This window comes from Methanoregula sp. UBA64 (genome assembly GCF_002502735.1).
Taxonomy (GTDB): domain Archaea; phylum Halobacteriota; class Methanomicrobia; order Methanomicrobiales; family Methanospirillaceae; genus Methanoregula.
Window position 1 is genome coordinate 517628 of the sequence record NZ_DAQC01000001.1, and the last position, 14401, is coordinate 532028.

12 protein-coding genes are annotated in these 14401 nt (G+C 52.8%); 5 read left to right on the forward strand and 7 right to left on the reverse strand.

Going from position 1 to position 14401, the window contains the following annotated elements:
- Window positions 1-831 precede the first annotated feature (831 nt).
- The 3 genes from BP758_RS02540 to BP758_RS02550 all read right to left on the reverse strand — a co-directional run bounded on the left by BP758_RS02540 (window position 832) and on the right by BP758_RS02550 (window position 2615).
- The gene (locus BP758_RS02540) at window positions 832-1320 is read right to left on the reverse strand and encodes a hypothetical protein (RefSeq protein WP_292368406.1); all 489 of its coding nucleotides are present in this window, start codon (window positions 1318-1320) and stop codon (window positions 832-834) included.
- A gap of 159 nt (window positions 1321-1479) precedes the next feature.
- A complete protein-coding gene (locus BP758_RS02545; protein ID WP_292368408.1) occupies window positions 1480-1923 on the reverse strand; it encodes a MarR family winged helix-turn-helix transcriptional regulator in 444 nt (147 codons plus the stop codon).
- A 50-nt stretch (window positions 1924-1973) separates the two neighbouring features.
- Window positions 1974-2615 carry a DUF1847 domain-containing protein gene (locus tag BP758_RS02550; protein ID WP_292368410.1) on the reverse strand — a complete coding sequence of 214 codons (642 nt, stop codon included), beginning with the start codon at window positions 2613-2615 and terminating at the stop codon, window positions 1974-1976.
- Between the two features lie 108 nt (window positions 2616-2723).
- Here BP758_RS02550 and BP758_RS02555 point away from each other — a divergent pair, with 108 nt between their 5' ends.
- The 3 genes from BP758_RS02555 to BP758_RS02565 all read left to right on the forward strand — a co-directional run bounded on the left by BP758_RS02555 (window position 2724) and on the right by BP758_RS02565 (window position 5279).
- Window positions 2724-3068 carry a winged helix-turn-helix transcriptional regulator gene (locus tag BP758_RS02555; RefSeq protein WP_292368412.1) on the forward strand — a complete coding sequence of 115 codons (345 nt, stop codon included), beginning with the start codon at window positions 2724-2726 and terminating at the stop codon, window positions 3066-3068.
- 697 nt (window positions 3069-3765) lie between these two features.
- Window positions 3766-4011 (forward strand): MarR family transcriptional regulator, encoded by a 246-nt coding sequence (locus tag BP758_RS02560; protein ID WP_292368414.1) that lies wholly within the window; start codon window positions 3766-3768, stop codon window positions 4009-4011.
- Between the two features lie 212 nt (window positions 4012-4223).
- Window positions 4224-5279: an RCC1 domain-containing protein gene (locus tag BP758_RS02565; protein ID WP_292368416.1), complete on the forward strand. Its 1056-nt coding sequence runs from the start codon at window positions 4224-4226 to the stop codon at window positions 5277-5279.
- A gap of 143 nt (window positions 5280-5422) precedes the next feature.
- Here the strand turns inward: BP758_RS02565 and BP758_RS02570 are convergent, their stop codons facing one another.
- Both BP758_RS02570 and BP758_RS02575 read right to left on the reverse strand, forming a co-directional pair.
- On the reverse strand, window positions 5423-9310 hold the full coding sequence (locus BP758_RS02570; protein WP_292368417.1) for a hypothetical protein: 3888 nt from the start codon (window positions 9308-9310) through the stop codon (window positions 5423-5425).
- Window positions 9311-10026: 716 nt separating this feature from the next.
- Window positions 10027-10878 (reverse strand): Yip1 family protein, encoded by an 852-nt coding sequence (locus tag BP758_RS02575; protein ID WP_292368418.1) that lies wholly within the window; start codon window positions 10876-10878, stop codon window positions 10027-10029.
- Between the two features lie 344 nt (window positions 10879-11222).
- Between BP758_RS02575 and BP758_RS02580 the strand changes: the two genes are divergently transcribed.
- Window positions 11223-11666 (forward strand): ribonuclease HI family protein, encoded by a 444-nt coding sequence (locus tag BP758_RS02580; protein WP_292368419.1) that lies wholly within the window; start codon window positions 11223-11225, stop codon window positions 11664-11666.
- A 116-nt stretch (window positions 11667-11782) separates the two neighbouring features.
- Here the strand turns inward: BP758_RS02580 and BP758_RS02585 are convergent, their stop codons facing one another.
- Entirely contained in the window at window positions 11783-12106 is a 324-nt protein-coding gene (locus tag BP758_RS02585; protein WP_292368420.1) for a hypothetical protein, read from the reverse strand.
- Window positions 12107-13051: 945 nt separating this feature from the next.
- Here BP758_RS02585 and BP758_RS02590 point away from each other — a divergent pair.
- The gene (locus BP758_RS02590; protein ID WP_292368421.1) at window positions 13052-13324 is read left to right on the forward strand and encodes a hypothetical protein; all 273 of its coding nucleotides are present in this window, start codon (window positions 13052-13054) and stop codon (window positions 13322-13324) included.
- 279 nt (window positions 13325-13603) lie between these two features.
- On the opposite strand, the gene BP758_RS02595 is transcribed toward BP758_RS02590, so the two are convergent.
- Window positions 13604-14212 carry a TetR/AcrR family transcriptional regulator gene (locus tag BP758_RS02595; RefSeq protein ID WP_292368422.1) on the reverse strand — a complete coding sequence of 203 codons (609 nt, stop codon included), beginning with the start codon at window positions 14210-14212 and terminating at the stop codon, window positions 13604-13606.
- Window positions 14213-14401: the final 189 nt, after the last annotated feature.

Below are 14401 nucleotides of genomic sequence, written 5' to 3' on the forward strand. Positions count from 1 at the left end.
GATCCGCAGCGGGGGCGCCCCGTCGGGGGCGGCGGAACTCCTCGCTCGTGGGGGTGTGGGGGCGACAGCCCCCGCGATACCATCAGACCCATCCGGAATTTTTTGAACCCCCAGTATCTTAACCGGACCGGCCACAAAACAACGATTCGAACCAATGCAAAAATGTCCCGGTCGCGGACCCGGGGGGTACCCCACCCCCCTCCTTTCGATCAAAGTGGGGGTCACCCTCCCCCCCTTGTGCCGGGCCGGGTGGGGGGTACCCTCCACTCATGATCGCACCCGGCCCCCCACCCCCTCCTCTCTCAGCAAGAGGAGGAGCTACCCCCCCGCACTTCCACTATTTGGGGCACCGTTTCCCGTGGAACTCCGGCGTGAACCCGCACGCAGGGAAAAACCGGGAAAGGGGGGTAGTCCCCCCACCCGGACCGTTCGGGACCCCCCATCCCCCCACCAATGTTCCCGTAGCCTCATACCCCTCCCCCCTCCTCCCTCAGCATGAGGGGGGACTACCCCCCGGTTCCGGCACCGGAACGTGTGCTTCGGGGGGAGCATTTCGCCGGACAAGGGGGGGTGCCCCCTCCGTACCCTGAGGGCGGAGGGGGTGGCCGATCGTACGATGGGGAGGGGGTACCCCCTCCTCTCCTTTCGATCAATGCGGGGGGTACCCTCCCCCATGTGCCGGGTGGGGGAACCCCCCCTTGCTTCCCAATGAAACTGCAATAACGATCACGTAAGAGCAGGGAGCGTTGCCACAACAAAAAACAGGGAACTGGTTAACCATTACCAGGGGGTAGTTCCCAGACCGGACAGGGGATCAATCCCGTCTCTTTTTCAGGCACCGGCGGGCAGCATTGTTCCGGTACTGAAATAGTGGTCAAGGCACCGCTTGAGCATCCCCGTCAGGCCGGCAAAACGCTCATCGAGCCCGGTTTCAACAAACCGGTTCCCCGCTTCTGAAAGTCCGGTCACCGTCCAGGTTATGGCAAGATCGGTATCGCCCGGTGTGGGTTCTGACAGATCCATCTCCCAGAGAATGGTCACAAAACCGGGCGTGATCCGGGAGATCGCAACACGTCGGCAGGGTACGTGTTCGGTAAACATCCAGATTGTCAGGCCCTCATCCGGAAACAGGGTGGTAAAAACACAGCCGGGCTCTGCGTAACCGGATTGCGAACAGACCATGGTATAGTCCCACCCGGCAATCCAGTCGCGTTCCCGTTCGGGGCAGAGGAGAGGAAAGACATCTGCCGGGGGAGCATGGAGATGCAGCACGGCTTTTTTTGTGGCCCGGCTGCCGGATCCGTGCGTGGGCCGGCTCATGCCCGTCCCCTCACGGGAAAAAAATCCTGCGCCGCATCGTCTCTTCTCACGGATAATTTTTTCTTGTCCTGTCTGAACCCGTGCTGTTGCATACCGGAACCGTATGACCGGATCGGATAAATAGTTTGTTAGTTTGAACTAACTAATTTCCGACAGGACTTATTCATCCGGTTCAAGCGGGCTCTCTACCATAATCCGGAATGCACGGGTCAGGATCTTCTGCTCCGCCGGTGTCGTGCACAGCTCCAGCCGTTCGATGAATTGCCGGCATGCCCGATGCTTATGCAGGAAAACTGCCTGTCCCTTTGCCGAGAGGGAGAGGAAAAATTTCCTCTGGTCCGTCGTGGACCGGGTACGGATCACAAACCCGTCGCTGATCAGTCTGGTGACTGCTGCCGTGGCCGATGGCTTGGAGACCCCGATGATACGTGCAAGTTCGGTCAGTGTAATATTTTCATTGCGGTGGATCGCCTGCAGGTAAAAATACTGGTTAATGGTGATATCGGGAAACCCGGGCACCGATCCCGGTTCGGATCCCTCGTTCTCGATGAGGATATGGTGGTATCGTTCGATGACCTGCAGGAACAGATCCCCTAATTCCATGATCATAGTGGGGCACGGCCGGCGTTTAAAGATGTTGAAAGACCAAAAAATCACCTCTTGGCAAACCGGTCCTGGAAAAATCCCTGGCTCTGGTACAACGCAGCCACGGGATTATGCCCGAGGGCACGGTCCTTGACAATGAGCGGCGTTGTCTCTGCCGTACAGTTTTGCAGGAATAAAATGTCGTGCCCGACGCAGAGCCCGACCATGATATTTAAGTCCGTTTTTTCCCGGTTGAGGATCTCTGCCTGCAGGATCGGGTTGCAGAAGATGTTCCCGGGCATGCCGAGATCCTGCGGGTTCACTTCCCCGCAGAGACAGGACAGGGAGACGACTTCAAAGCCGCTGTTTTCAAGAATGTCAGATAACATCTTCGCTTCCGGCATCAGGGCATAACACGTGGCGATGCCCAGTCGTTTCATTCCCCGTATCTTAGCGTATTCGATAATCTCGTGGATCCGGGTCCACGCATACTTCTCGGTCTGTTTTTGCGGATCAAGCACTTTCTTCATCAGGCCAAGCCATCCCTTCATGACCGCCAGGTTTTCCGGGAGCCGGTACTTTTCTGTTGCCTCTTTAACCAGATCCGGGTACTTTTCGGTTGGGCAGGATGCCGGGACCTTCCCGTTCTTTTCTGTTGAACCGCACCGGCGGACGGCACATTTTACGCACTGCGGACTGTTCGTTGCCATACAAAAAAAACTCCTCTGATAACAAGCATCCGTTTCCCGCTTGGTTACAAATACCATGCAGACGGAAAAACGTAACATTGTTGCCAAAAAATAACTATTGGAGGAAATATGCCCGAATCAAAAATACCGTCCAAATGCCCGGTGGAATTGTTCTGCGAGGTCATGGGGAGCCGGTGGAAGATCCTCATCGTCTGGAACCTTAAGGACCGTACGCTCCGGTTTACTGCGCTCCAGAAAAAAATGCATAACGTGAATTCAAAGACCATCACAACGCATCTTCGGGAACTGGAGAACCTAAAGATTATTTCAAGGGTGATGTATCCCGAAGTTCCGCCCCGGGTTGAATATTCCCTGACGGAATACGGCAAGGGGCTTCTCCCGGTATTCGGTGCTATGCGAAGCTGGGGCCTGCAGTACCTGGAAAGCGAGGGAATACCTGCGAAAAAATGCTAGGGCAACTGGCGCGGATAATGGGGTCTGGAGGGGCAGGTCCGGTGGCACTCATCAGTAGGGGGTACTCCCTCCACCCTGATCAGACCCACGTTAATCCGGGCCCGAATATGGCTCTAATTCCCCATTTCATATTTTGACCCTTTCCAGAAACCTCCGTAAATCGACCCGTTTCAGTTCGCGTGGAAAATTACGCCATATAATCGCTCCGATTGCCGAAATTCGCCTGATTTCGATGTCAAAGAATCGCCCTTAATGGCCTTACAATCGATGAAATTCTCTAGGACAGGCAAATACCCGATCCCTGCCGGTTTTCGCCACTATAACGCTGCTACCAGTTACCTCACGGTATCTGACGGAAAACACCCCAAATGACCCGAATTATTACCGTTTTTTCGGGAATTATTACCTCCCAGCCCGGAAAAACAGGAAATCGGAGCCCGTAAAAGGCGTATTTTTGCACTACGGATACATCCAAAAAACCGGTGTCTGGTGAAATCCTTGTGGAGCGACGAATATCCACGTTGGAACAAGTGAAAATGTCGGGGGCTGTCGCTTCAGATTTTTATATCACACTTGTGCAATTCACTATCACCAGGCACCACTATTGATATCGACGGGAGTGGAGATAAAATTTGTTACACATCTATCAAGCATCCTCATACGTGTTCTATTCCTTGTTCACTTAATGTATAATCTCGTGAGTTTTGTTACACGGGGGAGCGTGAGAAGGAAAGTGATCAAAGGCCTTCTCCGTCCAACCACCACAACGGAACTTGCGAAGATGATTGGTGTCGACCGGGCTGCGGTAAGCCGTACCATCCATGCAATGGAAAAAGTCGGGCTCGTAGAATGCCTGACACCGGATGAAAATAGGGATCGCTATTACCGGATAACTGAGACCGGGAAAAAGGTCGTCGCGATTATTGAAGATATGGAAAAGTAGTTTTCTCGGGGTTTCCGCAAAGTATAACCTGACTTTTCAATGGGGTTGAATGCATCTGTTAAGGAGATTGCATCACAGCGCCATTTGGGGATTTTTATCCAAGAATGGTTCCGGCCGACAGGGTATTAGTGCTGGCGATGAGTGAAAAAAGAGTTGCGGTTATGGTGACCATTAAGGGATTCCTGAAAATATGATATTCATAAGAGGAAGTCATGCAAAAATCTCACCTGTTCCTGATTTTAGTCATATCGCTCTGTTGTCTTGGGGCAGGGCTAGCTTTTGTTGAAGTCTCCACTCCAGATGTCAAGAATGACACTCTTACTGTCGCTCACCCGATAAACACTTCATTAACGGGACAACCGGATGTATTCCTTCCGGAAAAAAATGTCTCGTTGAATACAATCAGTGAAATCACGCAAAATATGGTGTCGAGAACCGAGAATGTAATTGCGATATCCGCCGGTAATGAACAGAGCCTGGCCCTTCTGGAAAATGGGACTGTCATTTCCTGGGGGGCCAGAAACATGACCGGTCTCGGGGATCTTCCTACGAATCTCACCCCGGTGGGTGCAGTATCTGCAGGTAAATATCATCTTGGAGGTCTTGCCCTGAAAAATGACGGGACTGTTAGAGCCTGGGGATGGAAATGGTTTCATGAATGGGATGTACCTCCCGGCCTTGAAGAGATCACCGCAATTTCTTCCGGTGGCTGGCATAATCTTGCGCTAAACCGGAACGGAACCGTGGTTGCCTGGGGTGACAACGGATACGGAGAGTGTACTGTTCCTTCAGGTCTCACGAATGTATCTGCGATATCTGCAGGGTACTATTTCTCTCTTGCGCTGAAAGACGATGGATCTGTCATTGCATGGGGACGGAATAGTCATGGTCAATGCAGTGTTCCGGAAAAATTAAAACATGTTCACTCCATTTCAGCGGGAGAACAACATAGTCTGGCACTGATAGAAGATGGGAGCGTTGTCGCATGGGGAAATAATTACTACGGGCAATGTAATGTCCCGCACAATCTTACAAACGTCATTGCGATATCTGCGGGATGTGATCACAGCCTGGCACTCAAAGATGACGGGACCGTGGTTGCCTGGGGAGACAACCAATACGGTCAGTGCAATATCCCTAAAAATCTCACCAATGTCACTGCGATATCTGCAGGTTGTAATCACAGCCTGGCACTCAAGGATGACGGTACTGTTGTTGCCTGGGGCAACAACCAATACGACCAATGTGATATCCCTCAGGAATTATGAGGAAATGGGACACTTTAACGTTGCATAGTGTTCGAATTTCTCACTACCGCGGGAGAGGCAATGCGCAGGAATCTTATACGAAACCTCAAATGTGGGTATCTTGTAATATCCCTAAAATGGGATTGAAAAAAACAATCTGCACCTTAATCTTTTATAACGATGATGCCTGTTAATGTCGGATATTCCAGTTCTTCTATCCATTTAACCGTGGACGGAGCTGATGAATAACAATCAGTTCCTGTCTTGCCTTCAGGGCATACAGGATCTCGCCAGATGATTTTATTTTTTAAATTTTCTTGTTTTGTCCCCACAATAAGCCTTGCATGGCCGTCTTTTCCTGCTTTTACTGGTCTCTTGGCCTTTATCTCCGTATTTATCGTATCAAATGTGGGTGTTACAGACAGCGATCCACTCTTTCCTAATCCCCCATCGTTTACTGCTTTCGTATAATATCCAATTTCTCCAGAAGCCGTGGCTGCAGGACAAGTCAACGTCGGATCTACTTTGTCGCAGTCAACCTGCGAAGTATCCACTCCCATTGTTTTCGCAATATCACACTGGGATCTGCTGTCAGCGTTGTCCAGACCATAATATTTGGTCGCCATCTGTGCCACAGCCACGACGCAAAACTGATTACATATCTGTTGAGCCTGGGGAATACCATCAATATAATAAATTTCGCTGATGCCGCTATCGCCCGATCTTATCAGGGGAGACCGTCCGTTATGAGTGAAGTCTGCTTCTCCCGAAGTTTTATATTTTCCATTATCGGTGATGTCTTTTGTCCCCTGTGCTACAACGGAGGGGTCTGTTTGTGTTGATTTCGTTGTTGTATCGATCACAGTGTCAGAATGTTTTAAATTTGCTGTGACGGTAATCTTGTCAAAATTTTCGTTTTCCGTTTTCGCTGTAGCGGTATATGTATATGATCTAACAGAACTGCTAATATCCAGATCTATCGATTGTATTGAGGAGGGGCCTGCATTGTTTAAATCTGTTATAGTTACCAGAGATACCGAATGCGAAACATTGGGATCGATCGCATTATTTTTAATAATCAACGAGGAGATGTCACCGGAACATTGATCATCACTGCCCCGTTTGCATAGTGTCCCGCTCCACCCGTTATCTCCAAGATACTCAACGGAATAAATCGGGCTGTAATCAATCGCTGTGTTGAAAGGCTGACTTAAAAATAAATGATGTTTTGCAGTGTTTGCTGCACTGCACCCGGTGTTTGCATAACATACACCTTGAGGGATTGTCGGTAGATGGAGAGGATATGAGTTTGCGGAGAGGGAATAACTTTCGTCACCAACATTCTCGTTTATTTTCAAAAGTATTTCGTTTGTTTTTGGATCTGACACCGTTACCTTCCTGGGGGTGGTACTGTCTACTAATGAACCCGAAGGAAGATAATGAATAACGGTCGTAGGAAGTGTATTCCCGTTGGGTGTTTGGATAGTGGTGGCATCTTCATCATTCGCCCAGGCAATCTGAATGCCGTTCTGGTCAAAAATGCGTGTAACATCGTTAGCGGTACATTCAATCGTGGCGCCCCTGGGTAAATCAAGATTTAAGCCATCAGAGTTCGGAATCGGTTTCCCGGGGCTGATCGGCCCGGTGACATGAATCTCAGCAACGGGTTCATGGATTGCGATACCATAGTCCGGACCGAGAGAGATATCCGTGTAGTTTCCATCGGTCGGCGTCTGGACACCGGTCATGTTCTTCCCCCACACCAGGATATGACCGTCGTGGGTGAGGGCTGCACCGGTATACGGGCCGGCATCGATCGTGATATACGTGCTCTGGTTCGCGGGAACTCCGGAGACTTCGCCATATTTGTTCCCCCCGGCGGCGCGGATGTATCCGCCGGCACTTTCATTTCCTTCCGCAGTCAGGCCAAGGCTGAAAGCCGCACCGGCAGCGATATCGGAATACACGGCATTCGTGGGCAGGTCGAGCTGACCTGCGTAGTTTTTGCCCCAGGCAACGACCGAACCATTGCTGCGGAGGGCGAGCGCATGGTCTTTACCAGCGGCGACACGGATCCAGCCGGTATCGTTGGGGACATTATTGAACACGTCCGGGTTGTCTGTCGCATCACCCTGGGCTTCGAGATGCGTTGCCCCCGAACGGTCTGCATACAGGACCAGGCGCCAGTCTTTGTTGGGGAGCGAGCCGTCAAAGTACTGCGAGACCATGAGATATTTTTTATCCGGGGATGCATTCTGCATATCCAGGATCTTACCCGTTTTCGATGGGCTTCCCCGAGGATCCCATGTCCCGAGGTCGCCGGATGTGGTTATGCCGGCGCCGTTGGTTGCCTGAGCCCAGGTATATTTTTTGAATTCAGAGTTTAATGTGCCCAGGGGGCCGATAAAGTGTTCGAGCATGCCGTTGCGCCGGATTGCAGCATCTCCGCCGAGACTGGAATAATCGGTATACGTGGGCAGGTTGGTTACCTGGTTCAAATCACCAAAGAGAACGACGCTTTTGGGGGCATTAGTAACGGTAATGTACCCGGTCTTCAGGACGGTGCTGTATCCGACAGCGTTGTATGCCCGGAGGGCAACCGAATAGGTTCCTTCATTCAGATAGAGGTGTGTGGGGTTCTGCGCCGTTGACCCGGCAGTTTCCAGCCGCCAGACCCCGTAGGTAAAACCCACCCCGGGCCTGTTGATCAGGACAACGCTGCCATCCGGCATGACGATCGCTGAGTCCCGGGGGGATCCCTGGCCCCATTCGGTACTTGCCGAAACCTGCACCCAGGTCTTACCCTTATCGGCCGACCGCCATACCTCCTTAAAAGAGGCGGTCTCATTTTCTGCCCCTATCAGGAGAATACTGTCATCCGGCAGCGCTACCGCCGATCCCCCATGCCGCGGACTCCACTCGGCACTTGCTGTTTGCTGGGTCCAGGTTACTCCCTTATCGGTTGACCGCCACACATCGTTCTTGGAGGGCATTGACCCGGTATTCCCCACGCCCCCCATCACGACAATACTGCCATCCGACAGCGCTACCGCTGGTGCATCATTCCGCGTCGGAAATCCGGAATCCGACGTCTGCTGTTTCCAGGTCGCACCTTTGTCGGTCGACCGCCATACGTCTTTGACCCATGTGCCGGAGTCAGGGTTATATCCCGCCATGAGGACTATGCTGTCATCCGATAACGCTACCGCGGAAAATCCGGCTCTTTGGTGCCAGTCGGGATACCCCGTCTGCCGGATCCAGGTCTTACCCTGATCTGTCGATCGCTGCACAGAGTTTGAAAAGTACTTGGGGTACTGCGTCCCCGTCATCAGGATAATACTGCCATCCGACAGCGCTACGGCAGGCTGGTCGGCTTGCGAGCTCCACCCGGCATTGTCGGTCTGCACGGTCCAGTTCTTCCCCATATTCTCCGACATCCAGACCTTGTTTTTAACATCCCCGTTCTCCGCCATCGCGACAATATAGCCATTCTGCAATGATACCACTGCTGCCTTATTGCCCTCGTCGCCCCATGGGTTGGAGGCCTGCCAGGTCCAAGGAGTAGTATAGGGTTCGTCGCCGAAATACCAGGCCCGGCCTGAGCCCCCCGAGCGATCGGTAAATGTTACATACAGGGGAGCGGTTCCGCTCGTTGCTGTGCTGTTGAAGGAGGCTAGCAGGGGTATGGGCCCTATGGTGACCGTTATTTCCGGCTGGGCCTGCGGCGATGCCCCAAGATTTTCCGCACTCCCGGACCCCGGAGCCTCCGCAAGAGCGACCGTCGCATTGACCGGGGCTGCCGTGGTCGGGCTGGTTGTTACTGCCGTTGTGGGCTGATTGGTCGGGGTTACTTCGGTGGTGCCCGTTGTTGTAATCGTAGTTGTCGTGACAGTAGTTGCCTCGGTGGTGGCTGGGGGAGAGGTTGTGACATCCGTGGTTGCCACCGGGGTCGGGCTTGGTGTCTGGTTGGTAACGGCTGCATCGTCAGAACTGGCCGCGCCGTCCGCTGCACTGCACGGCATCGCAATAAGCGCCAGCGCGATCAGCAACAAGCAGAATACAGCGCAGGAGGTTCTGATAAATTTCGTTACGGTCGGGGGGTTCTTGGGAGGGATATCTGAACGATTATGCATGTTCTCGGCCTCAGGTCTTTGGAAAAAATTGAATCAGGATTAATGAGGGCGCGGTCTGAGGAATCATCAGGGAATAACGAGCGAAAAACCAGGATCTGCCGCTCATATACCACGATCGCCCCCGACAACGTGTCATAGTTGAAAATTGAGTATGGGATACCCATAAACACGGCGTTGAGTGAAGATTTTTTTGCAGTTATTATTTTACGGAGAAAAACTACCGCAAAGCACTGACGGGTCTCGCAAATGATATTAATCCTATGAAAATGATAGCCGCTGCCCGTGTTTCCCCTCATTATAAGCGCTGAACGGTTGACCTGTTAAATTCAGTTGGCGGCATTCCACATTAAGACGAATTGGTGAATAGGCCACCAAATCGTTGCGTTTGCACATTCCTGTCGACCCGGTTCTGGCATCGAGAATTCATTGCCCCCATTCAGTAAAACCTAAGATCTCCGCCATACAGAGCACTATTTTAGCCCACGGGACCGGGGGAGGAAGTGAAAAAAATGTGGAGGTTATGCTGACAGGAGTACGGTTGCCCGCCATTTTCCTCCCTTGTTAATTTTTCCGCACTGATCGTTAATTTGTTAGTATCCTCATCTGGTGGTCTTTATGGATCGTGCCGGCCCGGTTCAGACAACAGTCTGGGACCTCAGGTTCATGATGAGCGTCACGATAACGATCAGTACCAGGGGGATTGCCACCAGGAGGGTTGTCTGCTGCGGAGCACCAAGGGCATGTTTTAGCCCGATAATCAAAAGGAGCCCGGACCAGATCATTGCCACGATGGTGAGAATGAGCGTGATAATATCGTGAGCGGCAACGAAGGAATTCCCGGACAGCTGCCCGCTGACATTCTCTATACCATTCCGGGCTTCGGTTTTTGCATTATTCTCAGCGCTGTTCATCGCCCCGAGTTTCTGGCCTTTTTCAAAAAGGCGATCTGAATCAAGACCGAACTTCCCATCAGTGTAGACTTCAACCGAATCAAACTCTGACGAGGCAATCGTATATTTCTCAAACGCGGTTGTCGGGGGAGGGACGATTGCCACACCGGAAAGTATGGCAGCGATCAACACAAAGCCGATGAACTGGGCAACAATGAGCGGTACGATCGCATATCCGCAGCAGGTCACGATGCGCCCTGCCCTCTCCCAGCCTTCGGGTTTCTTAAATGATCTGCTCTCCGGCGATCCGGAAAGATGATAAAAATAGCTGGCCGCAACGGTCCAGAACAGAACCGTGCTCACGAGCGCGAGAATTCCCTCCCCCATACCTACAGACGGAGTCATGGGAATATACTGCCGGATAAAACCGGAAACATATGCAACGGTCAGGATACCGGGTACTGCCGAGAGCAGGATGAGTAACATTGGCAAAATCGTGGAGGAATCCCGGGAAAAGAGCCGGGCAAAAAAGGCATCCGGATAAAAGAGATAATCCACGATACTGTCAGGTTTCGGAGGGGCGTCTGAAGCAGCCATAGTAAGCGATCCGGTAATTCTCCGGTGTTACTGTCCGCGCCGGTCTTTTCTTGGGGGGCCATGAAGGATCGGTACACCGGATTTACAGTACCATAAAAACAATACCTGAAAAACGTCCCGTTAACTGAAAATATTTTTTCGGTCTTCCTCGCGGGTGTATCCCTCTAATGCTCCAGTATTACTATGAGACACACAATAATACCAGGGTCGGGCGACGGCCCCGCGTGTATAATCGACAGGCTTCCGCCCCATACTCAAAATGGGGTACCCCCCATGTGCCGGGCCGGGCGCCAGTACGTATAATCCCGTCACCTTTTTCCCCCATGCTGGTATCGTTAATGATAATGTCCGGATCCCCATCTGAAAAGTCCCCCGCTGCACCGCTGGAAGTGTATACCGACGGGGCCTCGCGGGGAAATCCCGGGCCCGCGGCATACGGGTTCATCTTCGTTCGGAATAATGAGATCATCCTCGAAGAATCAAAAACTATTGGGACGACCACCAATAACACTGCCGAATATTGCGCGATCATATCCGCACTCAAAAAGGCACAGGAATTTGCCACGGGACCCGTACTTGTCTGTTCCGACAGCGAGCTCGTGATAAAACAGATCAACAACCAGTACCGGATTACCAAACCCCACCTTGCCGGGCTCAGGGCAGAACTTGCGACACTACAAAAAAAATTCCGGGATATCCGGTTCCGCAATGTTCCCCGGGAACACCGGTTCATCCGGCGGTGCGACGAGCTCTGCAACCAGGCCCTGGACCGGGAAACAAAGGGGTGAGCCCGGGAGATGCCGGGACCGGATCCCGGCGGTGTAATTCCCCCTCGGGGAGATTGTCAGACCATCCCTTCCGACCCTGTTTCTCCTTTCGATTCTCTCTCCCGGGCAGTTCTCCTTTACGTGCAGACCGAGAGCGAAGCCTCGCACCGGGGAGCACAGGCGTTCCCGCCGCCGCCAATCTTGCAGACCATGATGCAGACATAATACGAGGGCAGGTTGATTATCGGGAAATAACAGCCGGCACCAAGTACCGTCGTTGTTCCCGCTCCCCCGGTAATACCGCTTAATCCCTTGTCCGTGTGAACCGATCCCGCCACCGGCTGGTTTGCCGGCACGGCCATACCCGCATGTTCGGCGGTACAGTATCCTGCCCCGGACACGGTACCCACAATCGCCAGCAGGAGCATGCAGCATACCAGTTTTCTGAAAGTGCCATTCATAGCAGATCCCTTATGCGGTTGTACGGTCTGCCCGGGACATAAGGGCAGCGATGAGTGAAAAATAAAGTTCAGTCAGAAAAAAACACCCGCGATCGTCCCTGATGGCGGTGCCCGGGGCGGGGACCGGTCACCGGTTCGTTCCCCGGCCTTCCCCGTGCAGATGGCAAAAAACCAAAAACCCGGGATGTGATTCCCGCAGTACGGGGGCGGGAAACCCGAAATGGTCCGGCATACATCCTATTATACCCCGGGACAACCTATTGGTACCTACATAAACGGTTCTGAGCATACATATCATCGCGCACGATCCTGACGGATCGTGAATCTTTTGCGAGCTATGACCCCCTCTCTATAACCTTTTTTGTAGAATTGAGCGATTAAAACCCGGGCCGCGATCATCCGGCCCGGTTACCACAAACCAGAATAAAGAGTATCCAATGTCCAACCAGTTATTAAAATCAGTAGTTGCAGGAACGCCTTCAGGATATATCATCCGGTGGACCTGTCCCGCTTGTTATACAGAAAATGCAATCATCAACCGGTCCCCGGGGGAGTTTTACAAGGCAACCCGGGATTCCTCGTGCCGGCATTGCAGGACACGTTCCACCATTTCAACACCCGGCTTTCATAATTAACCCGCACTTTTTTTGGTTTTTTTAAGGATACGTTCCTGAGAACTACGCCGCCGCCCCACCCGGCCCTGTGGATCGAAAAACCAGGTATATCCGGTCGTTTCCCTGCACGGACATGCCACCCCGGCGCACCGGCCCGGACCGTACCACCGCTAGAAAAAAGTGGATCGGCAGCACAAGGAGGGGGCGGGAAATCCTCGCGTTCTCCCGGGGCCCCCGTAGGGTGTGCGCCCGGGGGAAAGCCAGCCCGCCTCGTTATGATAAATCCTGCAGATGTGCATTGCTTTATCAGTAGGCAGCGGGAGTATTGCGTATGTCACCGCATCCCGAACCCAGAAAAAAGACCCGGGACCCGCAGTCGCATCTCGGGTCATCAGCCGGGCAGGACAAGGAACGCAACATTGATGGAGAACGGCACCACCCCACGAATACACCTCATGCCGCCCACCACCCGCAGGCAAAACCGGTACTTCCCGCCCGTCACGACGCCCATTCCCATCCCCACGGCGACGAGCTCCCCGATCATACCAACCCGCCCTCGACCATCAAACCCTCGAAGAAGATGACACGGAACGGGAAATCATAAAAAACGCACACACTTCCTGCCTCAGGCCGGGTTCCTGCACCTGACAATCGCACAACGAACACATCAGGTGCGGGATCGAACGGAGGGGTGATTTGTGTCATCGTCCTCGGGCTCATGACAGGATACCGCCCGATCCAAAAGCCTCCCTACGGCAGGCTGTTCACCCGGACTGCGGCATCGTAACTTATGGCAATCCCCGTACGTCAGATTACGTACCAATGATCCGCACCCCTGCCCCCCGTGACAGAACGGGCACGCGGGGGTCATCGTATGTCAGTCTTACTGCCCGGCCTGCGGACCGATCCGTAAGAGTCGTTCCACGCCCTCAATCCAGATCTCCTTTTCCCGGGTATCGCTGGTCTTTGGAATAAAAAGGGAGGTAATGTGAAGGCCAATTGTCAGGGAATGGATAAACCTCGTGCTGTGGTTCAGGTCGAGATCGCCCGGGATCTCCCCCCTTGCCTGTGCACGGGCAAGGGTCTCGCGGATAACCAGCGAGCTGCTCCGGTACAATGCAGCAATCTTTCCGTGCTGGACCGGGTCCTGGAGCAACCGCACCGGCATATTGGTGAGTACCTGTGCGTACCGGGACTTCTGGTCAAAGAGCAGGTGGGCATAATCCTGTAAGACTTCGCGGATATTCTCTCCGCGGGAGAGGGTTTCTTCGATCTCTTCCTGGTTCTTTGAGAGCGCCCGCAGCACGACTTCGTCCTGCAGCGCGTCGCGGTTTTTGAAGTAACTGTACAGCGCGGGGGTCGTGACCCCGATCTCCTGGGCAATGGCATCGAGGGTCATGGCCTCCCAGCCCCTGTTTATCACGATAGTGAGCGCTGCATTCACAATCCGTTCTTTTGCATCCTCGCGGTACTCCCTGTTGACGCGTGCCATGGTTTCTCCTGCCCCTCTCCACCTTCTTAAAGATACTATTGGCGTTTTTACTATTTAAACAAATTTAAGCAACGCTAAACAAAAATAAGTATTCTTAATAAGATTTAAGTATACTTAAAACATATTAATTATAATAGCACAGACCCGTCCCGAAACCGGGAGAGGATGCATATGACAGATACGAGAAAA

Bases quoted from the DNA above. Each gene is read 5' to 3' on its own strand.
- BP758_RS02540 (WP_292368406.1), bottom strand. From the start codon at position 1,320: ATGAGCCGGCCCACGCACGGATCCGGCAGCCGGGCCACAAAAAAAGCC.
- BP758_RS02585 (WP_292368420.1), bottom strand. From the start codon at position 12,106: ATGAATGGCACTTTCAGAAAACTGGTATGCTGCATGCTCCTGCTGGCG.
- BP758_RS02590 (WP_292368421.1), top strand. From the start codon at position 13,052: ATGTCACCGCATCCCGAACCCAGAAAAAAGACCCGGGACCCGCAGTCG.
- BP758_RS02555 (WP_292368412.1), top strand. From the start codon at position 2,724: ATGCCCGAATCAAAAATACCGTCCAAATGCCCGGTGGAATTGTTCTGC.
- BP758_RS02565 (WP_292368416.1), top strand. From the start codon at position 4,224: ATGCAAAAATCTCACCTGTTCCTGATTTTAGTCATATCGCTCTGTTGT.
- BP758_RS02550 (WP_292368410.1), bottom strand. From the start codon at position 2,615: ATGGCAACGAACAGTCCGCAGTGCGTAAAATGTGCCGTCCGCCGGTGC.
- BP758_RS02595 (WP_292368422.1), bottom strand. From the start codon at position 14,212: ATGGCACGCGTCAACAGGGAGTACCGCGAGGATGCAAAAGAACGGATT.
- BP758_RS02575 (WP_292368418.1), bottom strand. From the start codon at position 10,878: ATGGCTGCTTCAGACGCCCCTCCGAAACCTGACAGTATCGTGGATTAT.
- BP758_RS02545 (WP_292368408.1), bottom strand. From the start codon at position 1,923: ATGGAATTAGGGGATCTGTTCCTGCAGGTCATCGAACGATACCACCAT.
- BP758_RS02580 (WP_292368419.1), top strand. From the start codon at position 11,223: ATGTCCGGATCCCCATCTGAAAAGTCCCCCGCTGCACCGCTGGAAGTG.